A 21,366-nucleotide genomic window follows, 5' to 3' on the forward strand; every position below is an offset into this window, starting at 1 on the left:
GAGGGTGCAACATGAGTCGGAGCCTGGGCGCACGCGGTCGCCTGCTGCTGTTTAACCTGCTGGTGGTGTGCGTTACGCTGGCGGTCGGCCTCGTCGCTATTAGCGGATTTCGCCACGCCGGTCACATTCAGGAACAAGCCCAGGCGCAAACCCTGGCGGATATGAACGGCAGTCTGGCACTGGCACGCGATACCGCCAATGTGGCAACGGCGGCAGTGCGTTTGTCGCAGGTGGTGGGGGCACTGGAGTATCAAAGCGAATCGGCGCGGCTACAACAAACCCAGCAGGCGTTGCAGCAGTCGCTGAGCCGGCTGGCAAGCGCACCGCTGGCGGCACAGCAACCGGCATTGTTGCAACGTATTCGCGAGCGTAGCCAGATGCTGGAACAAAGTATCAATCAACTGCTGCTGAAAGGTCACGAACGCCATCTGCAACGTAACCTGATGCTGAGTGGCTTGTGGCAGGCGCAGCTATTGCTCAACCATATCGATAGCCTTGTCACCAGCCAGCCTCTGTCCCTCGACCTGCGTCAACAAACCGCCCGCCTGCTGACCGTGGCGATTCAGTCCACCGCGCCACAGGCAGCGGTGCGCCAACTGAATTCACTCAATGCAGCCTGGTCTGCCACCCCGTTGCAGGGGGTACTGGCCGACAAAGTGCAGCAACTGGTCAGCACCGAGTTGACGCTGCTGCCGGTTGCCAGCCAACTGGAGCAGAGTGATATCGCTATCGCCTATGCCACCTATCGCATCAAAGCCCTGGTGGCGATGTTGAATGATGACATCACCCATTACGTGCAACTGGTCGCGCAGCAGAATGACGCCCGCAGCCAGGCCACCCATCAGGAACTGGATTCCATCATCGGTTTTATCGTGCTGTTTATGCTGCTGGCGCTGCTGATCACCGGTTATGCCGGTTATTACATTTATCGCAACCTGGGCTCCAGTCTGACCGCGATCGCCCACGCCATGACGCAACTGGCGCAGGGGGAGAAAAGCGTCAACGTTCCCGGACTGGCACGGCGTGATGAACTGGGCGATCTGGCGCGCGCCTTCAACGTCTTCGCCCGCAATACCGCATCGCTGGCGCACACCTCACGCCTGTTAAAAGAGAAAAGTAACCAACTGGAATCAACCTTTCTGGCGATGCGCGATGGCTTTGCCCTGTTCGATAACGGCGGCGAGCTGGTGGTATGGAATGCACAGTACCCGCAACTGCTCGGCATTGCGCCGCGCGAGCTACATCGCGGCCTGCATTACCAACAATTGCTGAAGCGGCTGAAGATTGAACTGCATGGGCTGGGTGAAGCGCAGGAAGTGCGGCTGGCCGATGGCCGCACGCTGGAGTTGCGCTTCAGTCCGGTACCACGGCGTGGCATGGTCAATACCGTACTGGAACGCACGACACGCAAAGCGTTGGAAGAAGCGCTGCTGCACAGCCAGAAGATGAAAGCCGTCGGGCAACTGACCGGCGGTCTGGCGCATGATTTCAACAATCTGCTGGCGGTGATTATCGGCAGTCTGGCCCTGACCGTCGATCAACTGCCGCCCGGCACCCTCGCCAGCCGGGTGGAGCGCGCCCGTCAGGCCGCCGACCGCGCGGCGCAACTGACCCAGCGGCTGCTGGCCTTTTCGCGCAAACAGGCGCTCTACCCACGCGCCGTGTCGGTGGTGGAGTTGGTGGATAACCTTCAAGGCTTGTTGCAGCATTCGCTGCTGCCGGGCCAGCAACTGGTGATTGAGGCGCAGCGCCCCGGCTGGCCCGCGTGGATCGACGCCGGACAACTGGAAAACGCGCTGATGAATCTGGTGGTCAATGCGCGGGACGCGATGGAAAAACAGAGCGGCGAAATCCGTCTGCGTATCTGGCATCAGCACCGCGATGAAGGTGATCGTGTCACCATTGAAGTGATCGATCACGGCTGTGGCATGTCGGCGGAAGTACGCAGTCAGGTGTTCGAACCCTTCTTTACCACCAAAGCGCTGGGTAGCGGCAGCGGGCTGGGGCTATCGATGGTGTATGGCTTTGTCCGGCAATCTGGCGGGCAGATTGAACTGGAAACCGCCCCCGGCCAGGGCACCACCGTACGCCTGTTGCTGCCGCGCGCACCAGTCGTCGCCCAACCCGTCCCTGCGCCACTTCCCGCCACGCTGAGCGACAGTGCTGACCGGCTGGTGCTGGTGCTCGACGACGAACCGGCAGTACGCCAGACGTTGTGCGAGCATCTGCACCAGTTAGGTTATTTAACGCTGGAGTGTGGCGATGGCGAGAGCGCCCTCGCGCTGTTGCGCCAGACGCCGGATATTGAATTGCTGATCAGCGACCTGATGCTACCCGGCAGCCTGAACGGGGCGGATGTGATTCGCCAGGCCCAGCAGCACTACCCCCATCTCGCCACCTTGTTGATTAGCGGACAGGATCTGCGCCAGACGCCAGTTATGCTGCCGCTGTGTGAACGGCTGGCAAAACCCTGGCATCAGGCGCAACTGGTACAGGCGCTGGAACGCGCCTGGCAACGCAGTGAACGGCTTAATCGCGCCCGGCAGGCTGCCACAGCGGCACCGCTTTCCCGCTGATATAACGTTTACGCAGGCGGCTGGAGATGACATCCATCATCATCACGATGGCCGCCAGAATCAGGGTGATAAACATCACCACGTCCCAGTTCCATAAACGCATATTCTCGGCATACACCAGACCCACGCCACCCGCACCGACAAAACCCAACACCGCCGCCGAACGGGTGTTAGATTCAATCTGGTACAGGCTCAGGGCCAGGAAAGTCGGGAACGATTGGGTAAAAATGCCGAAGCGATGCTTCTGCAAACTGTTGGCTCCGACCGCGCCAAGCCCCCGGCTGGGCGAGCGTTCCACCGCTTCATGCCCTTCGGCGTAGAGCTTGCCCAGCAGGCCGATATCCTGCATCACAATCGCCAGCACCCCGGCCAGCGGCCCCATCCCGACGGCGCGTACAAAGATCAGCCCCCAAATCGCCATATCGATACCGCGCAGCACATCCAATACACGACGCATCAGCAGGGAAATTGGTCGGGTGATGGAACCGTGCATGACATTCCGCGCCGCGAGAAAGGAGATCGGTAACGCCAACAGCGTGGCGGTCAGGGTTCCGGCAAACACAATCGCCAGTGTGATGCCAATCTGCGACAGGTAGTAACCAAACGGCCAGTTGGCGAAATCCTGCCAGACAAACATGCGCAGAAAATAACGTCCCAGTTGCTGGCAGCCGATCAGCAGGCGACTCCATTCGATACCAAAGAATTCAAAGAAAAAAACGTAGTACAACAACACCGCCAGGGCGATCAGGGCGATCCGACGCAGGTAACGATTTTGCGCCGCAAACAGTTCCGGGTGTTGCTGCTTCAGCCGGCTGATATCCGGGGCCAGGGCGATCATGCGCGTTCTCCTTCCACCACGCGGCGGCGCAACCAGCCGGAGAGCGTATCCAGCAGTGACACCACCACAATGATCAGCAGCAGCGTAATGCTGACCTGATCATAACGATCCAGTTTGATATTGGTCATCAGCTCCTGACCGATGCCCCCCGCGCCGACCAGACCAAGAATGGTCGAGGAGCGGAAGTTGATCTCCAGACGCATAAAGCTGTAGGAGAGAAAGGTCGGTTTGACCTGCGGCCAGAAAGCAAAACGCATCCGCTGCAATTTGCTGGCCCCACAGGCGGCAAGGCCGCGTACCGGTTTGTCCGAGGCGCTCTCAATCGCTTCATAAAACAGCTTGGTCAGGCTGCCAATGGTGTGCAGCGCCAGGGCGAGAAAACCGGGGATCGCGCCGATACCAAAAGCCATCACAAACATCACCGCCCACGCCAGTTCCGGCATGGTACGCAGAAAGGCGACAAAGGCACGAATGGCGACGCGTGCGCTCTTCGGCGACTGAGTGTTATCGGCGGCGAAAAAGGCCAATACGGCGGCGATACCCACGCCGAGCAACGTGGAAGAAACTGCCAGTTGCAGGGTTTCCCAGATCAGCGGCAACTGGATATTCAGGCGATACCCCCAGTAAGCCAGGGAACCTTCGGTTTTGACATCGGCAAACAACACCGGCAAGTGCAAAACCGGCAGGGTTTCGCCGATGTAGTCAAAGAAATGCGGCAGCGATTGCCAGACCGTCACCAGGTTGAATTCTGCGATGTTGCCCGCAGCGAGATACAGCGCCACCAGCAGCAATGACCACAACAGCGTGTCACGCTTTTGCTGACGGCGGATGCGTTGGTAGTAGCGTTCGAAGTCGGTCAAAGGGGGGAGTCCTGTGGTTGTGTGAGGTGCAGGTTGCTGCCCTCACCCTAACCCTCTCCCGCAAGCGGGAGAGGGAACTGATCGAGCATATGGCACATCTCCCTCTCCCTTATGGGAGAGGGCCGGGGTGAGGGTCACAGACCGCACCCAGTATGGCAAGGGCCGGGGTGAGGGTCACAGACCGCAGAGGTCTACCCACGGCTACCCTTCATCAGATCACGTTTCATATCAATGATGTTCTGATAATCCGCTACGGTAGCCGCGCCGATATGTTGCTCACCGCCCACCGCTTTAACAAAGCAGCTATGATCCTCTTTATCCAGTTTCTTGATGGTATCCACCACTTTCTGTTTAAAGTCAGCCGGCAGATTGTTGCTTACCAGGATCGGGCCATTCGGGATCAACGGTGACTGCCAGATGATGCGAATCTGCTTCATCAGGTCCGGGTGGTCCATACGAATCAGACGACCAAAGGCACCCGAGGTGTACCCGGTGTTGTAGTCGCCCACCAGTGAGGTCCAGGTCACCGCCCCGTCGAACTGACCGTTCAACACGCCGAGGATGTCCTGCTCATGGCCGCCAGAGAAGGTTACGTTAGAGAAGGTGCCTTTGTATTTGTCATCTACCGTACCGCCAAACTCTTTCTTAAACGCCTGATTTGGCATCAGGAAACCCGACGTTGAGTCCGGGTCAGCCATACCAAACGATTTACCCTTCAGATCTTCCAGCTTTTTGTACGGGCTGTCGGCCTTGACGATCACCACCGAGTGGTAACCTTTCGAACCGTCTTTGTCATCCACCACGATCCCGACGATATCCACGGCTTTCGGGTTTTGCAGGTAGACCGAGGCATAGGATGCGGGTGACATGCTCAGTACCAGGTCAATCTTGTTACCCAGCAGCCCCTGAATCACGCCTGAATAATCAGACGAGTTACGCAGTTGCGTGTCGACGTTCAGTTCTTTGTCGAAGAAGGTTTTCACGCACTGGTTGTCGCCAATCTGCTGGGTGGCGTTCTGACCGCCCAGAATCCCGAGGTTAAGCTGTTTTGGTGCATCCGCTGCGTTAACGCCAAAAGCCATCAGAGCGCCAGTCAGTAAAGCTAAAGAAGTCAGTTTCATTGGTGGTTATTCTCTTGCCGTGGGAGTTAGTGGAGCTGGTTAATTTCGTCGCCGTACAACTCGTGCAGCAGACCGTCGGTCAACTGCGCAGGATGTCCGTCAAACAGCACTTTGCCGCGCTGGATGCCGATCACGCGGGTGCAGTAGTTTTTCACCAGTTCAATCGAATGCAGGTTCACCATCACGCTGATGCCCTGTTCGCTGACCTGGCGCAGCACGTCCATGATGCGTTTGGTATTTTTTGGGTCGAGTGAGGCTACCGGCTCATCAGCCAGCAGGATTTTGGGGTTTTGCATCAACGCGCGGCAGATCGCCACACGTTGCATCTGCCCGCCCGACAGGTTCTCAGCGCGTTGCAGCGCCTGCGGCAGCATGTTCATCCACTGCAACAGTTCAATCGCCTGCGCACGGTCGGTTTCGGAAAACACTTTGAAGAAGGATTTCAGCGTAGAGGTCTGGCTGAGACGGCCAAGCAGGACGTTGGTCAACACATCGAGACGCGGCACCAGGCAGAAATCCTGGAAAATCATGCCGCATGCGCTGCGCCATTCACGCATCTGGCGGCTGTTCAGTTTCACCACATCATGCTGCTCCGCGCTAATAATGGCACCTTTGGACGCGCTGATGGTGCCGTTCAGCATATGTAACAATGTCGATTTACCTGCGCCAGAGCGGCCAATCACCGCTACCAGTTCTCCCGCATGCAGATCGAAACTGACATTATCCAGCACGCGATTTTCACCGTATGCCTTGCACAGTCCCTGCACCGACAGCACCTTATGGCCCTGCTGAATGTGCGGAACATAAGGATTGTCGATCACGGTTTTCAGTAGTGCCTGTGCCATCTTCCGCTCCGTTTCATCTGAGGTGTGAATTGCCCGCTTATTACGGCCAAAGGCGATGAAGGCTTGATGACAGGGAAATGATCAAACAATGACAGCACCCGTTACGGTTCAGTGTGTTCTGTAGCGGCGCGATTTATCGCGCAGATTTTTCCTGCAACGCGCACGAAATCGCGCCGCTACAACCACTCACGTAGCTGAGAAAGCGTCTCCGCCAGCGCCCCATCGTTATTCAACGGGAAGCTGTGCGCAGGCAAAGGTTCTGCCGCGCGCGTCAGCCGACGCGCGATCTCTGCCTCGCTTTCGCGCCCGCGCTGGCGCAAACGCGCCGCCAGAATCTCGGGTGACACCTGTAACACCAGCGGTAGCAACTGACTGCCGTAGCGCTGTTGCGCCACTGGCAGGTGCAGACGTGAACCGTTAACCAGCACGTTAAGCCCGCGATCCAGCCACTGGTCGATCTCGGTGCCGAGGCCATACCACAGCCCGTGCGCCTGCCAACTCAGGGCGAACAACCCGAGGGCTTCACGTCGCAGGAATTCCGCCTCACTCAACGCCACATGGTTTTCACCGCCCGCATCCGCCGGGCGGGTAATGTAGCGATGGGCGATCACCAGACGTTCTGGCGGCGCTTCACGCAGCGCGTTGAGCAGGCTGTCTTTACCCGAGCCGGATGGCCCGGTCAGCCAGATCAGGCGCGCCATCAGAACACCAACCTGCCCTGTGACCAAACATGACGGATATGCGGGTGGCCGTGATCGGTATGCGCCAGCACCAGGTCGGCTCGCAGCCCTTCGGCGATGATGCCGCGATCGCGCAGGCCAATCGCGCGCGCCGGATTACACGTCACCAGCGCCATCGCCTGTGGCAATTCCAGCGCGTTGCGTTCATCCGCCACTAACCGGAACACCGCATCCAGCAGACTGGCCGGGTAGTAATCGGAGGAGAGAATATCCAGCAGACCGGCACTCGCCAGCTCCCAGGCCGCTACGTTGCCAGAGTGCGACCCGCCACGCACAATATTGGGCGCCCCCATCAGAACCTGCATTCCACAGGCGCGCGAAGCGGCTGCGGCTTCCAGCGTGGTAGGGAACTCAGCAATGGCGCTACCTACCTCATGTGATTCAGCCACATGCGCGGCGGTTGCATCGTCATGACTGGCAATCGGGATACCGCGCGCCCGGCACATGGCGGCAATCGCATTACGGTTCGGTTGTGACCATTCCGCCGCCAGCGCCAGTTGCTCACGCTCAAATTCATCCATCTGCTGGTCATTCAGCTGGTATTTGCCCTGATAATAATCGCGGTACTTCTCCAGTGACGCGTACTGGCGCTGTCCGGGTGAGTGATCCATCAACGACACCAGCGACAGTTCCGGTGTGCTGACCAGCGCCTCAAACAGCGACAGCGTGGTGTGATAAGGCAATTCACAGCGCAGATGCAACTGATGATCAACGCGGTTAAGTCCTTTGCGGTTGCTGTCGCGGATAGCCTCGATCATTTTGTTGAGGTTATCGAGGCGATGCCCGCCGTCACGCACATCACCGACGCCTATCGCATCCAGTACCGTGGTGATGCCGCTGGCAACCATCAGCGCATCATGGCTGCTCATCGCCGAGTGGGCTGGCCAGTCCACTTTCGGGCGCGGAGTAAAGAATTTATCGAGGTTGTCGGTATGCAACTCCACCAGCCCCGGCAGTAAATACGCCTGCTCACCGTCCAGCGCACCGGGTTGCTGACTGTTGCTGTCGCTAAAGCTGGCGATACGGCCATCGCGCATCTCCAGCGATCCAGACACCACTTCCTCTTCCAGCACCAGTCGGACGTTATTGACGATCATGCTTCTGCTCCTGTTTGTACCGGCTGCATGACGTGCAGGCGATCGGCCACGCGTGCGCGCACCGCTTCGTCATGAAAAATACCCACAATGGCCGCGCCACGCGCGCGCGCCTGTTCAATCAGTTCCACCACTGCGGCGCTATTGGCGCTGTCCAGCGAGGCAGTCGGCTCATCCAGCAGCAGCACCGGATAGTCGGCGATAAAGCCACGCGCGATGTTGACGCGTTGCTGCTCCCCGCCGGAAAAGGTGGAAGGTGCCAGCGACCACAAGCGTTGTGGCACGTTAAGACGCGTCAGCAGCTCTTTGGCGCGCTTTTCGCAAAACGCACGTTCCACGCCACGCTCCAGCAGCGGCTGCATGACGATTTCCAGCGTCGGCACCCGTGGGATCACCCGCAAAAACTGGCTGACCCAGCCGACAGTATCACGACGAATGGCAAGGATCTGGCGCGCCGGAGCCTGCGCCATATCGATCCACTCCCCCGCATGTTGCAACCAGATATGGCCGCTGTTGGCCTGATAGTTGCCGTACAGCGCACGCAGCAGCGTGGATTTGCCGCTGCCGGAACGGCCATGCAGCACCACACACTCCCCGGCGCTGACCTCAAGATTGGCATCATGCAGCACCGGCAGCGCCACACCGCTCTGGTTGTGCAGCACAAAGGTCTTACACAGCTTCTCCACGCGCAGTTGCGTATTCATGGTTGACTCCGCCATTAGTTAAGCACCGAAGAGACCAGCAGTTGGGTATAAGGATGATGCGGATCGTCCAGCACCCGATCGGTGAGGCCGCTCTCCACTACCCTGCCCTGTTTCATCACCAGCAGACGATGGGCCAGTAGCCGTGCCACGCCGAGATCGTGGGTGACGATCACCACCGCCAGATTGAGTTCACGCACCAGGGTGCGCAGCAGATCGAGCAGGCGCGCCTGCACCGACACATCCAACCCGCCAGTGGGTTCATCCATGAACACCAGCGTCGGCTGCGTGACCAGGTTGCGAGCAATCTGCAAACGCTGCTGCATTCCGCCAGAAAAGGTGGTCGGCAGGTCGTCAATACGCCCGGCCGGGATCTCCACATCCTGTAACCAACGCATCGCTTCGGCGCGAATGTTGCCGTAATGACGTTGCCCCACCGCCATCAGTCGCTCGCCGATATTGCCCCCCGCCGTCACCTGCGGGCGCAGACCATCCAGCGGATGCTGATGCACCACCCCCCATTCGGTACGCAACAATCGACGTCGCTCGCTTTCGCTTAACTGATAAAGATCGCGATCGCGATAGAGAATGTTGCCCTGCTGCGGTGCCAGACGGGCTGACAGGCTACGCAGCAGCGTGGTTTTACCGGAACCGGATTCGCCCACAATCCCCAGCACCTCGCCGGGATAGAGGGCAAAACTCACTTCTTCAAACCCTTTGCCGGGTGCGTAGAGGTGGGTAAGGTTATTGACCGCAAGCAGCGGCTGTTCACTGTGCATGCTGTTGTTCCTGCTGCTGGTGGCAAAAATCGGTATCGGAGCAGACAAACATGCGCGTACCGGCATCATCCATTACCACTTCATCGAGATAGCTGTGGCGTGAACCGCACAGTGCACAGGGTTGGTCCCATTGCTGCACGCTGAACGGGTGATCGTCGAAGTCGAGGCTTTCTACTTTGGTATACGGCGGCAGCGCATAGATGCGTTTCTCACGCCCGGCACCAAACAGTTGCAGTGCCGGCATCATATGCATTTTCGGGTTGTCGAATTTGGGGATCGGTGACGGGTCCATCACATAGCGATCGTTGACCTTCACCGGGTAGGCGTAGGTGGTGGCGATATGGCCGTAGCGGGCGATATCCTCATACAGTTTCACCTGCATGATGCCGTACTCCTCCAGCGCGTGCATGGTACGGGTTTCGGTTTCACGCGGTTCGATAAAGCGCAACGGTTCCGGGATCGGCACCTGGAAAATCAGGATTTGATCTTCCTCTAAGGGCGTTTCCGGGATGCGGTGACGCGTCTGGATCAGGGTGGCATCATGGGTGCGCTCAGTGGTGGCTGCACCGCTGACGCGCTGGAAGAAGCGACGGATCGACACCGCGTTGGTGGTATCGTCGGCCCCCTGGTCAATCACCTTCAGTACATCCTGATCGCCGATAATGCTGGCGGTGATCTGGATACCACCGGTGCCCCAGCCATAGGGCATCGGCATTTCACGTCCGGCAAACGGCACCTGATAACCCGGGATCGCCACCGCCTTCAGGATGGCGCGGCGGATGGTGCGTTTGGTCTGCTCATCCAGATAACCGTTGTTATAGCCGCTCAGTTCACTCATCTTTCTGCTCCTGATGCTGTTGGCGCAGCCGCTTGAGCAACTCCAGCTCCGCCTGGAAATCGACGTAGTGCGGCAACTTCAGATGCGAAACAAAACCTGCGGCTTCCACGTTGTCGGCATGCGCCAGCACAAACTCTTCGTCCTGTGCCGGGCTGGTGATACGTTCCTGGTATTCATCGCTTTGCAGCGCACGATCGACCAGCGCCATCGCCATCGCCTTGCGCTCGGCACGGCCAAACACCAGACCGTAGCCGCGGGTGAAATGCGGTGCGCTGTCGCCCTGGGTGGTAAAACCGTTGACCATCTCACACTCGGTCAGCAGGATTTCACCGATCTCAATCTCGAAACCGAGTTCTTCCGGGCAGATGGACACGCTGAGATAGCCGGTGCGGATCTCGCCGGCAAACGGATGGTTGCGGCCATAGCCCCGTTGGGTCGAATAGCCGAGCGCCAGCAGGAAGCCTTCGTCACCGCGAACCAACTGTTGCAGACGCGCCGCACGCGAAGCCGGAAACGTCGGTGGCTCACGGGTGATATCGCACGGCTCACTGCCGTCGTCCTCTTCGTGGGCCGCCAGCCCTTCTGCCGTCATCATGCTGAACATATGCGGGCAGTGCTGGGCCAGCGCCTGGTCGTCACGCGGTGCCGCTGGCGTTACGCCGTTCGCCAGCAGGGTAAAATCCAGCAGACGGTGGCTGTAGTCATAGGTGGGGCCAAGCACCTGGCCACCCGGCAGATCTTTGTACACCGCCGAGATGCGCCGTTCGATGCGCATCGCGTCAGTATTCAGCGCCAGACTGTCGGCAAGGCGTGGCAGCGTGGTGCGGTAAGCACGCAGCAGAAAAATCGCTTCCACCAAGTCGCCGCTGGCCTGTTTGATCGCCAGTGCCGCCAGTGGGGGATCGTAGATTCCGCCCTCGGTCATCACGCGGTCCACCGCCAGACCAAGTTGTGCGGCCAGTTGGTCACAATGCAGCTCCGCCAGTGAGCGATCGCCGCGACGCAGATCGGCCTGAAGCTGATGGGCGCTGGCTATCGCCTTTTCGCCCCCTTTCACTGCGACGTACATCAGCACACCTCCACGTCGGTGGTACGCGGCAGTGCCATCATCGCTTCGCCACAGGTGAAGATCAGATCGACACCCTGCGGGAACGGATGTGGACGTTCGCGCAGGTAATGCAGAATCGCCTCCGGCAATTGCGGTGCAATGGCGCGGGTTTCGCGTAGGCCGGGGCCGGAGAGTCGCAGGGTCAGGCCGCCGTTCAGTGCCGGGACTTCCACAATCAAGGTGGTGCTTTTTTCCGGTGACAGGTTATCACCGGCCGCAAAGTACGCCGGATCGGGGTTGGCGCTGGCATGGGTCAGAGCAAACGGCGCATCGCGCTCGCTGACAATCGGCACGCCGGTATGAAAACGCAGATTGTTGCGCAGCAGTTCGTTATCCATCGCGCCATCCAGCCACAATGCGCTTTCCTGGTCGACCAGCGTCAGCAGCACCGCGGTGGCCGCCGGGGAGAGATCGCCCCAGCCCTGTGCCAGTGGCAACGCCACCATCACGCCCGGCTCGCTCATCGCTTTCAAAATTCGGCGGAAGGCACGCTGCGCGTCAGCCACCGGATGGTTAAAACTTGCCAGTAATGTCATCAGTTATCTCCGCGAACCAGCGTAAAGAAATCCACTTTGGAGCTGGCGATTTCGCGTGCGCGCAGCTGGCGCTGCTCCTCACGCAGGGCCGCCAGCGGGGCAATCACTTTTTCTGCAATCAGCGCCTGGGTTTCCGGCTGCTGCAATAAGGCATCAATTAACGCGCAGCGCTCGGCATGCGCTTTGTCGCGTCCCAGCACATAGCTGAATCCCAGGGTGCCGTCGTGCAGCTTTACCACCGCGCGCGTCACCGTGGCATCACCCATTACGAAGCGTTTGCCGCTGCCGCCCATACGTGCCTGCAAACGCGTCAGGCCAGTTTCCGCCGGGCGCACGCATTCAAAACGCGGGGCGAGGCGCAGCGGCTGCCAGTGGGCTTCCAGCACGCTGGCATCGCTGTGAGCCAGCACGGAGAGCCAGTTCTGGCGGGCTGTTGGTTGTTTCATTAGTGCTCCAGAGTCAGTTCAATCATGTCGCCGCGCGTCAGGCTGACGGAGTATTCCGCCACCTGCCCGTCGCTGTTTTTGTTCAGGGTGCGCACGCATAACACCGGCGACTGCAAGGCAATCTCCAGTTGCTGACACTCCTTCGCCTGCGCCCGGCGGGTGCTGATACGGGTTTGTGAACGGGTCAGTTGCAACCCGAGATGCTGTTGCAGATAGTCATGCAGCGATCCGCTGTGGAACTGCTGTAACGCAGGCCACCAGCGCAGTTCGGACAGAAAGTGGTTAATAACGCAGACCGGCACGCCATTGACGCGGCGCAGGGTACGCAGATGAATGACGTCATCGCCTTCATTGACGCCCAGTGCGGTCGCCACATCGTGGCTGGCCGGACGCAGCACCGCCAGCAGACGCTCGCTGGTGGGATGGCTGCCCTGCTCCAGCAGGTTCTGGCTGAAGCGCGCCTGGGCGTGTAACGGGTAGTCGTAAGGCCGCATCAGCACCAGGATGCCGACGCCATGCCGCCGTTGCAGCAGCCCTTTGTTTACCAGTTCGTCCACCGCACGACGCAGGGTGTGGCGATTAACGGCATAATGTGCAGCCAGCTGTTGTTCAGAAGGCAAGTAATCGCCACAGCGATATTGTTGCTGCAACGCCTGCTCCAGTTGGGCGGCGACTGCCTGATATACAGTGGTCGGATGTCTGGATATCTCCATCACCATCAATACCTCGCTCGCGAGTGTTGAGGAAACGCAGCAGAGGCGCTGCGGGATGGCGACTACCTTGACCCAGACAAATGACAATGCCGTGACGGCTCAATGACGTGCTGATGAATTTGCTTTTGGACAGCAGGAAATGACTACAATGGCGGGGATTTTAATAAAAAAATTTTAACTGTTTCCTTTTGTGACGACGCTCAACTATTTTTTTCCTTTTTCACAACATTAACACTTCCCTTGCGCAATGCAGCTTTTCAGACTTCTGCTAAGTTAAATCATGATCCCTCCTTGTTACGCGACTTTAAAAATGATTAATACAATCAAACTGTCCGATGGTTTTCGGCGCAATTTTGTGCGTGAAGTGATTTTGCCGTTAGCGGCGATTCTGTTGCTGACCTTTGCCGGTGCGGGAGCGGGCCTGTTCTGGGGCACCCGGCTGACCAATAACGAAGCGCAAGAACAGCAGCAACGCATGATTGAGGCCTCATTCGAACAAAGCCTGGCGGAACATCTACGCCAGCTACGTAGCCTGACACGCTGGGCCCCCTTAGCCAGTCAGCTGGATTTATCCCAACCTGACCAAAGCTGGCTGGATGAAAATGTCGGCAGTTGGTTATATGAAATGTTCGACCACGAACTGGTGTTGGTGCTGGGCCGCGATAACCAACTGATTGAGGTATGGCGTAACGGCCAACGGGTGCCAGACCGCCATGTTGAACCGCAGGTGCAGGCGATGCTGGACACGACGCTGGTACAAGCCAGCACCACGGATCGCGCCGATTTTGTCCGTATTGGTGATCGTGCCGCTTCTCTGGCGGTGGGGGAAATCAGCGGCGATACCCGCCAGCCGGGGCGCTATCGCTTGATCAGCGTAAAATATCTCGATGACCACTATCTGCACGGACTGGCGAATCGCAGCCAGCTACGGCAATTACATTTCAGCGGTGACACATCGCTGCCCAATGACAAGGCGCATTATCTCCTGAGTTCGCAGCAAGGCGACCCGGTGGGATATATCAGTTGGGAACCTGACCGCCCTGGCGCACAGATGTTGCGCACCATCGGCCCCTCGACCCTGCTGTCGGTGGTGATGATCACCCTGGTGTGCCTGTTTATGGTGCGGCGAATCTGGACGTCATCGCTCAGTCTGTCGCAGTCGCTGTTGAAGTTAGGTGCCAGCGAAGCCCAGGCGCAGCACCTGGCGTTTCACGATGTACTGACCGGCCTGCCCAACCGTTCGATGGTGGAGGATCGTCTTTCCCAGGCGTTGGCGTTTGCGGCACGCTATGACCATCGTGTGGCATTGTTGCTGATTGATCTGGATCGCTTCAAAACCATCAATGATACCTATGGTCACCACGCAGGGGACGATCTGATTATTCAGGTGGGCCATCGCCTGACCAGTATCGTGCGCGCCAGCGATACCGTGGGCCGCATTGGCGGCGACGAATTTATTATCGTGATGCCAGACGTCGAGAATATTGGTCAGGTGCAGTCGCTGGCAAAACGCATTATCAGCGCGCTCAGCGAGCCTTATCAGCTATTTGGCAGCGAGGCGTGGATTGGTGCCAGCATCGGTCTGGCGTTGGCCCCCAAAGATGGACTGGACCGCCAGGAGTTGATGCGCAAAGCCGATATTGCCCTGTATGAAGCGAAAAATAGTGGGCGCGGTCAGTTTCGCCAGTTTGAACGCGTGATGGATGAGTCGCTGCGCACCCGCCAGCAAATTGCCGCCGACCTGCGTCAGGCGCTGCTGCATTTTGATGGGCTGGCGGTGTGGTATCAGCCGTTGATGGAGATCAGCGGTCAGCGCGTTGATGGTGTCGAAGCGTTGTTGCGCTGGCAACACCCGGAACGCGGCGAAGTGCCGCCAGGCGAGTTTATCGCCATTGCCGAAGAAACCGGGCTGATTATCCCGTTGGGGGAATGGGTGTTGCGCGAGGCCTGCAAAACCTCGTTGCGCCTGCCGCAGTTGATTGTGGCGGTAAATGTGTCGCCGGTTCAGTTTCGCGCCAGCGGTTTTGTCGAGCGCATGATTGAAATTGTGCAATCTGAAGGGGCCGATCCACAACGCCTCGAGCTGGAAATTACCGAAGGGGTGCTGATTGAGGATGAACATGAAGCGCGCAATAACATCATCGCCTTGCGCAACGCCGGTTTCCGCATTGCGCTGGATGATTTCGGCACCGGCTATTCCAGCCTCAATTATCTGAGTACCTTCCCGGTCGACAAAATTAAAATCGATCGTTCATTCACCCAATCGTTAGGGGTGGCGCAGAATTCGGCAGCGATCATTGAATCGGTGGTACGGCTCGGGCATGCCATGGGACTGATGGTCACCGCCGAAGGGGTCGAAACGGAAGGCCAGATGAGCGCCCTCGCCGACGCCGGCTGCAATCAGTTGCAGGGATATTTGTTCAGCCAGGCGGTGCCGTTTGAGGAGCTGGAAAGGATGGTTTAAGACCAACAAAACTTTGCGCGATACATCACAAAACATCGCGCGATAAATCGCGCCGCTACGGGGGAAGGCATGGTTCTGTAGCGGCGCGATTTATCGCGCAGCTGTTCCTCAAATTTTCTGGAATCTGTTACGCAATATTCCGGTATAAAAATGTCTTATCGCTTTATTTCTGACAGCATGCTCCGGCAACAAGGAGATTAATATGCCGCGCAGAAAAAACCTGAGATTACCGCATTATGACTACACAACGTCGGGTGCCTATTTTATTACGCTGGTAACCCGTTTACGCGCACCGCTCTTTGGTTATATCGATCAAAATAAGGTGATATGCAACAATGTTGGAAAAATTGCCGTCCAGGAATGGTTTTTTTTACCCTCTCGTGTCGCTGGATTAACGTTGGATAGCTTTATTCTGATGCCAAATCATCTACATGGTGTTTTATGGTTGGGGGAAAACATCACCTTTTCGCTGCCTCGTATTATTGGATTATACAAAGCGGGTGTATCCCGGCGTTGTGAGCAGAAAATCTGGCAATTTAATTTCTTCGAGCGGGTGATTCGTGATGAGCAGGAATTATATAATGTGCGGCAATATATTGAGCAGAATCCGATGAGTTGGGAGCTGGACCGTTACTATCAAAACATCGCGCGATAAATCGCGCCGCTACGGTTATGCGCAGGATCTGTAGCGGCGCGATTTATCGCGCGTTTTTACCTCACCGCAATTTATCGCGCATTATTTCCTTATTGCGGAAAATCCGTATCAATCGACGTCTGTTTCCACACTTCAATCTGCGCCAGCCGCTCTTTTAATTTATTGGTCACTGCGTCATAACCCCAGGCCCCCATGACCAGATGGCGCGGAGGGTTAGCGTTTTCGGTGATGGCAATCATCGCGCTGGCGGCGCGAGCCGGGTCACCCGCCTGGGTGCCGCTGTATGCAGAGGTGGCTTTCATTCGTGCGGCTGCGGTTTCGGCGTATTCCGGCAGCTTACCTGGCGTTTGATGCAGCGAACGCCCTGCCCAGTCGGTACGGAACGGTCCGGGTTCCACGCAGGTGACGTGGATGCCGAGGGGAGCGGTTTCCAGTGCTAACGAATCGGACCAGCCTTCCACCGCATGTTTGCTGGCGGAGTAATAACCCGAGCTGGCAAAACCGATAAATCCGGCCACCGAGGTGATGTTGATAATATGGCCGCTGCGCGCTTTGCGCATCGCTGGCAGCACAGCGCGTGTCAGGGCGAACAGGCCGAATACGTTGGCATCGAACTGGGCGCGGATTTCCTGCTCCTCGCCCTCTTCCACCGAACTTTGGTAACCATAACCGGCATTATTCACCAGCACATCGATGCTGCCGAAGGTTGCCAGCGCTTTGTCTACCGCCGCATCAATGCTTGCCTGCTGCGTCACATCCAGCGCGACCGCCAGCGCGTTGCTGTGGCCCTCGACCAAATCCTGCACTTTAGCCGGATCGCGCGCGGTCACCACGGTGTTGAATCCACGCGCAATCGCCTGCTGCGCCAGTTCCCGACCAAAGCCTGTGGAGCAGCCGGAGATAAACCATACCGGAAGTTTTGCTGTTGCCATGCTGAGACTCTCCTGAAATGATCCAGGCCCGATGGCAATGCCAGCGGGCAAAGAGACTAAGTCTGGCAGGAAACCCGTAACGGTTTTAGCGCGATGTGCCTCATTAAACGTTCATTGCCGGATAGCGCTGGCGCAAATCCGCAAAGATGGCGTGCATCTGCGCTGCCGTGTCCGTGTCACCTCCGGCCGCTACCGCCCTGAACACCTGCTGTTTGAGAAAATGACGCCAGCCAACTGGCGCTGCCGCCAAAAACGTGGTCAGCAGTTGATAACGTTCCGGCGTCCACAGCGCTTCAAAGGCGTTACGCGCTGCACCATGATCAAAGTGTTCGCTGGCCTGCTGGCGCATTTCACTGCGTAGCCGCGCGGTGGCTGCCTGATCAATCTGGTCATTGACGATCACCACACCATAGTCGGCACGGGCGGCCTCGTGACTGACAAAGCCACAGCGTACATCGCCCAGCACCGCCTGTTCATCCCGTTGCACCGGCAGGCCATAACCTCCAGCCCCCGGCCCACGCACTTCAACAATGTCGCCCGGTTGGCACCGAATCACATCGGTATTGCCATGCTCGATCACCTCGCCGTCACGCAGGGTGCGGAAATGAGACAGACCGCCAGGCTGCCCGCCCAACACCCCCGCCGAGGCAAATACAGAACGGTTACGGTTACGCGCAGTGACCAGCGTATCCGGTGCGAAAATCTCGAACACCATCTCGGTCGCCAGTCCGCCGCGATAACGCCCGGCACCGGCGCTGTCTGCCGTCAGACCGTAGCGGTGGAAGTGGATTGGCACCTCGGCTTCGTTGATCTCAATCGGCGTATTTTTCAGAAAGGCGGATAAACCGCCGGAACCGTCCGGGCCATCATGCCGCGGCGTGCCGCCCGCGCCACCACCGACCGGCCCGAGTGACGCCACGACGCTCCGATTGACAGCATCGCTGGTGCGGATATTCATGATCGAGTTACCGCCCGGCGAGTTGGCAGGCAGGCGATCCGGGATGGCCTGCGAGAACACGCCAATGGTGGCGATTTGCGACAGCGCACAGGTCAGCGATCGCATACCGACCGCCGCGGGCGCTTCACAGTTCATCACCGTGCCCGGCGGCAGAATGGCGCGCGTCGGACGCAGCGTTCCGGCATTCAGCAGCAGGTTACGGTCCAGTGTCGAGAGCACATAAGTGACGCCGACCAACGCCAGCGGATGACGCTCACGTCCCCCGGTAGGCATATTTAACGAAGAGGCCAACTGCGGATCGCTACCGGTGTAATCCAGCTCCAGCGTCTCTCCCTGCACGCGCAGGGTGATCGCCACGCGGCACGGATAGCCCCCGTCACCATCTTCATCGGCAAAGTCAGCATAGAAATATTCGCCGTCAGGAATGGTAGCGATAATGCTGCGCGCCTGGCGTTCGGCGTAATCGAGAATCCCTTCGATGCCCTGAAGAAAATCTTCAACGCCAAAACGGGCAATGATCTCATGGATTTTGCGTTCACCCACGTTGACCGAAGCGAGTTGCGCTTTGAAATCACCCCAGTTTTGGTCCGGCACGCGCACGTTAAGGCGCATAATGCGCGCCACTTCTTCATTCAGTTCGCCATTGCGCACGATTTTCAGCGGCGGAATGCGGATGCCTTCCTGCACGATATCCGTCAGGGAACGCGACAGCGACGCGGGCACCGCCCCGCCGACATCGGTGTTATGGATATGCCCGACGACAAAGCAGACGATTTCCCCCTGATGAAATACCGGCTTCCAGATATGGATATCCGGTGAGTGGGTCGCCACGTTACCGGCATACGAATCGTTGGTGATGCAGATATCCCCCTCGTCGTAGTGGTCGATCAGCGCCAGCACCGGGCCGTAGTCAATGCCGCTGTACCAGGGCGCACCGAAACTGCGCGGCGAGGCAAACGCCATGCCATCGCGGCTAACGATCTGACAGGAGAAATCTTCCGTCTCTTTCACGAAGGTGGAGTGCGCGGTGCGCATCAGGGTAAACGCCATCGCATCGGCCGCTGCGGCGCAGTAGTTAGCGAGGATTTGCAGGTTACGTCCGTCAATCGCCATCTTAGTTGCTCTCCAGCGGGGTAATCAGTAAGTTGCCAAATTCATCCACCCGCACCGCCATCTGCGGCGGCACGCAGGTGGTGCAGTCGTCCTGGGCAATAATCACCGGGCCGAAAAGCTGATGTCCCGCGCCCAGGCTGGCACGCAGCACCACATCGACCTGATGCGGTGCACCATCGATCCAGGCACTAACTTGCTTCGCCACCGCAACCGGCCCCTGCGCCGCTGCCAGACGATTAAGCGTGGGTTTCGGCGTCGGTGACGCAATCACCAGCCGCAGGTTGATGACCTGCACCGGGGCACTGGCATCGCAATGACCAAACAACTGCTGATGCTGGCGATCAAAGGCCTCATGCAGCGCATTAACGTTGGCCTCCGTCAGCCAGGACGCCTCCAGTGCCACTTCAATTTCGAACGACTGGCCGCGATAACGCATATCCGCGCTGTAGTGCAGGGTAAACGGCATACCCTCGCCGTGCTGCTCAGTGAGCCAACCGCGTGCGCGCTGGCTCAGCGCCTCGGCCTCAGTGGCCAGTTTATCTGCCAGCGTGCTGTCCAGTTCGCTATACAGCGTGCGGATAAAGTCGTTACGGATATCCGCCACCAGCCCACCCAGCGCCGACAACACGCCAGGCGTCGGCGGCACGATCACCCCTTTCATATTCAATTCGCGAGCAAGGAAGCAGCCCATCATCGGGCCAGCCCCGCCAAACGCGAGGAACCAGAATTCACGCGGATCAAGACCAAAACGCGACAGCAAACCGCTGGTATCGCTGTACATGCTGGAGATCGCCAGTTCGATGGCGGTTTCCGCCGTCTCCTCCACGGAAATATCGAGCTTATCTGCCAGCGGCTGCCAGGCTGCACGCGCCGCCGCGACATCGACTTTCACCGCGTTATAGCCCAAATCACCGTGGCCGATCATGCCGCAGGCGGCAAAGGCATCGGTGGCAGTCGGTTGCGTACCGCCCCGCTGGAAACACACCGGTCCCGGCAGTGAACCGGCGCTGTCCGGTCCCATTTGCATCACGCCCTGATTATCGATCCACGCCAGCGAACCGCCGCCCTGTCCCACGGACGTCACCGCCACGGACGGGATGTAGATGGGAAAATCACCGATAATTTCGCCGTTACCCTGCGCCACCTGGCCGTCGATAATCACCGCCACATCCGCGCTGGTGCCGCCGATATCCAGACTGAGAATTTTGTCAAAACCGCAAGCGCTGGCGAGGAAGCTGGCACCGATCACCCCGGAGGCGGTACCGGACAGCACCATCTGCACGCATTCGCTTTTCGCCTGCTCCACCCCCATCACCCCACCGTTGGATTTGGTGATGCGCGGTGGCGGCAGCACCCCCATCGTCTTCAGCGCACGCTCAAAGGATTCGAGGTAGTTGATCACCATCGGCTGCACATAGGCATTGATAGTGGCGGTGATGGTGCGTTCATACTCGCGGATAATTGGCCAGATATCGGCTGAGCAGGAGGTCAGCAGTTCCGGCGCCTGTTCATTGATAATGGCTTTGACGGCGGCTTCATTGTGGCGATTGCGATAGCTGTGCAGTAACGCCACCACAATCCCCTGGCAACCCGCCGCTTTTGCACCAGCAATGGCCTCCAGCACGCTCTGGCGATCCACTGCCTGCACCACCTCGCCGTGGCGATCGGTGCGTTCTTTGATAGCAAACACCCGGTCACGGGAAATCAGTGGGGCGGGTCGCCGCGAGAACAGATCATGAATGTGCGGAATCTTCAGGCGTGCCAGTTCCAGCACATCGCAAAAACCTGCTGTGGCAAACAGCGCCAGTTTGACCCCACGCCGCTGGATCACCGCGTTGATGCCCACCGTGGTGCCATGCGTGAAGTATTCGATGTGCTGCGGCGCGATACCGTCACGCTGCTCCAATTGCGCCAACCCGGTAAGAATCTCACTGCCGGGCTGATCTGGCCTTGAGAGAACTTTTAAAGTGTGGATCTGATTGGTTTGCTCATTCAGCACGGCAAAATCAGTAAAGGAACCGCCAATATCTACGCCAACACGGTACATGG

19 protein-coding genes are annotated in these 21,366 nt (G+C 58.4%); 3 read left to right on the plus strand and 16 right to left on the minus strand.

Features of this window, described 5'->3' with window-relative positions; genetic code table 11:
* Positions 1-11: 11 nt before the first annotated feature.
* Positions 12-2,576 carry an ATP-binding protein gene (locus tag AC6I8T_RS13110; protein WP_208724081.1) on the plus strand — a complete coding sequence of 855 codons (2,565 nt, stop codon included), beginning with the start codon at positions 12-14 and terminating at the stop codon, positions 2,574-2,576.
* On the opposite strand, the gene phnE (AC6I8T_RS13115) is transcribed toward AC6I8T_RS13110, so the two are convergent.
* From phnE (AC6I8T_RS13115) to phnF, 13 genes are all read right to left on the minus strand, one after another.
* Positions 2,530-3,414 carry a phosphonate ABC transporter, permease protein PhnE gene (gene phnE, locus AC6I8T_RS13115; RefSeq protein WP_021182806.1) on the minus strand — a complete coding sequence of 295 codons (885 nt, stop codon included), beginning with the start codon at positions 3,412-3,414 and terminating at the stop codon, positions 2,530-2,532. The two genes, AC6I8T_RS13110 and phnE (AC6I8T_RS13115), sit on opposite strands and share 47 nt — an antisense overlap.
* Positions 3,411-4,274, minus strand: a complete 864-nt coding sequence (gene phnE, locus AC6I8T_RS13120; protein WP_497833988.1) for a phosphonate ABC transporter, permease protein PhnE — start codon at positions 4,272-4,274, stop codon at positions 3,411-3,413. The genes phnE (AC6I8T_RS13115) and phnE (AC6I8T_RS13120) overlap by 4 nt, the downstream gene beginning before the upstream one ends.
* Before the next feature lie 191 nt (positions 4,275-4,465).
* The gene (gene phnD, locus AC6I8T_RS13125; RefSeq protein WP_021182804.1) at positions 4,466-5,395 is read right to left on the minus strand and encodes a phosphonate ABC transporter substrate-binding protein; all 930 of its coding nucleotides are present in this window, start codon (positions 5,393-5,395) and stop codon (positions 4,466-4,468) included.
* 26 nt (positions 5,396-5,421) lie between these two features.
* Complete coding sequence (gene phnC / locus AC6I8T_RS13130) at positions 5,422-6,240, minus strand: phosphonate ABC transporter ATP-binding protein (RefSeq protein ID WP_021182803.1); 819 nt, start codon at positions 6,238-6,240, stop codon at positions 5,422-5,424.
* Positions 6,241-6,416: 176 nt separating this feature from the next.
* Positions 6,417-6,941, minus strand: coding sequence for a ribose 1,5-bisphosphokinase (gene phnN / locus AC6I8T_RS13135; RefSeq protein WP_208724079.1), 525 nt, complete (start codon positions 6,939-6,941; stop codon positions 6,417-6,419).
* Positions 6,941-8,077, minus strand: a complete 1,137-nt coding sequence (phnM, locus tag AC6I8T_RS13140; RefSeq protein ID WP_208724078.1) for an alpha-D-ribose 1-methylphosphonate 5-triphosphate diphosphatase — start codon at positions 8,075-8,077, stop codon at positions 6,941-6,943. The genes phnN and phnM overlap by 1 nt, the downstream gene beginning before the upstream one ends.
* Positions 8,074-8,778, minus strand: coding sequence for a phosphonate C-P lyase system protein PhnL (gene phnL / locus AC6I8T_RS13145; protein ID WP_021182800.1), 705 nt, complete (start codon positions 8,776-8,778; stop codon positions 8,074-8,076). Before phnL ends, phnM begins: the two co-directional genes overlap by 4 nt.
* Positions 8,779-8,792: 14 nt before the next feature.
* Complete coding sequence (gene phnK / locus AC6I8T_RS13150; protein WP_497833989.1) at positions 8,793-9,554, minus strand: phosphonate C-P lyase system protein PhnK; 762 nt, start codon at positions 9,552-9,554, stop codon at positions 8,793-8,795.
* Positions 9,544-10,392: an alpha-D-ribose 1-methylphosphonate 5-phosphate C-P-lyase PhnJ gene (locus AC6I8T_RS13155; RefSeq protein ID WP_021182798.1), complete on the minus strand. Its 849-nt coding sequence runs from the start codon at positions 10,390-10,392 to the stop codon at positions 9,544-9,546. The genes phnK and AC6I8T_RS13155 overlap by 11 nt, the downstream gene beginning before the upstream one ends.
* The gene (locus AC6I8T_RS13160) at positions 10,385-11,461 is read right to left on the minus strand and encodes a carbon-phosphorus lyase complex subunit (protein ID WP_208724074.1); all 1,077 of its coding nucleotides are present in this window, start codon (positions 11,459-11,461) and stop codon (positions 10,385-10,387) included. Before AC6I8T_RS13160 ends, AC6I8T_RS13155 begins: the two co-directional genes overlap by 8 nt.
* Positions 11,461-12,036, minus strand: a complete 576-nt coding sequence (gene phnH / locus AC6I8T_RS13165; protein ID WP_208724073.1) for a phosphonate C-P lyase system protein PhnH — start codon at positions 12,034-12,036, stop codon at positions 11,461-11,463. The genes AC6I8T_RS13160 and phnH overlap by 1 nt, the downstream gene beginning before the upstream one ends.
* The gene (phnG, locus tag AC6I8T_RS13170; protein ID WP_021182795.1) at positions 12,036-12,482 is read right to left on the minus strand and encodes a phosphonate C-P lyase system protein PhnG; all 447 of its coding nucleotides are present in this window, start codon (positions 12,480-12,482) and stop codon (positions 12,036-12,038) included. The genes phnH and phnG overlap by 1 nt, the downstream gene beginning before the upstream one ends.
* Positions 12,482-13,195, minus strand: a complete 714-nt coding sequence (phnF, locus tag AC6I8T_RS13175) for a phosphonate metabolism transcriptional regulator PhnF (protein WP_208724072.1) — start codon at positions 13,193-13,195, stop codon at positions 12,482-12,484. Before phnF ends, phnG begins: the two co-directional genes overlap by 1 nt.
* Before the next feature lie 310 nt (positions 13,196-13,505).
* On the opposite strand from phnF, the gene AC6I8T_RS13180 reads away from it, so the two are divergent.
* A complete protein-coding gene (locus AC6I8T_RS13180) occupies positions 13,506-15,659 on the plus strand; it encodes a putative bifunctional diguanylate cyclase/phosphodiesterase (protein WP_021182793.1) in 2,154 nt (717 codons plus the stop codon).
* Positions 15,660-15,861: 202 nt separating this feature from the next.
* Positions 15,862-16,314 carry a transposase gene (locus tag AC6I8T_RS13185; RefSeq protein WP_208724071.1) on the plus strand — a complete coding sequence of 151 codons (453 nt, stop codon included), beginning with the start codon at positions 15,862-15,864 and terminating at the stop codon, positions 16,312-16,314.
* A gap of 89 nt (positions 16,315-16,403) precedes the next feature.
* On the opposite strand, the gene AC6I8T_RS13190 is transcribed toward AC6I8T_RS13185, so the two are convergent.
* The 3 genes from AC6I8T_RS13190 to AC6I8T_RS13200 all read right to left on the minus strand — a co-directional run bounded on the left by AC6I8T_RS13190 (position 16,404) and on the right by AC6I8T_RS13200 (position 21,364).
* Positions 16,404-17,246, minus strand: coding sequence for an oxidoreductase (locus AC6I8T_RS13190; RefSeq protein ID WP_497833990.1), 843 nt, complete (start codon positions 17,244-17,246; stop codon positions 16,404-16,406).
* A 103-nt stretch (positions 17,247-17,349) separates the two neighbouring features.
* Positions 17,350-19,317 carry a hydantoinase B/oxoprolinase family protein gene (locus AC6I8T_RS13195; protein WP_208724069.1) on the minus strand — a complete coding sequence of 656 codons (1,968 nt, stop codon included), beginning with the start codon at positions 19,315-19,317 and terminating at the stop codon, positions 17,350-17,352.
* A 1-nt stretch (position 19,318) separates the two neighbouring features.
* Positions 19,319-21,364 (minus strand): hydantoinase/oxoprolinase family protein, encoded by a 2,046-nt coding sequence (locus AC6I8T_RS13200; RefSeq protein ID WP_497833991.1) that lies wholly within the window; start codon positions 21,362-21,364, stop codon positions 19,319-19,321.
* Positions 21,365-21,366: the final 2 nt, after the last annotated feature.

The sequence above is a fragment of the Pantoea sp. X-Soil-OKNW-556 genome (genome assembly GCF_059730695.1).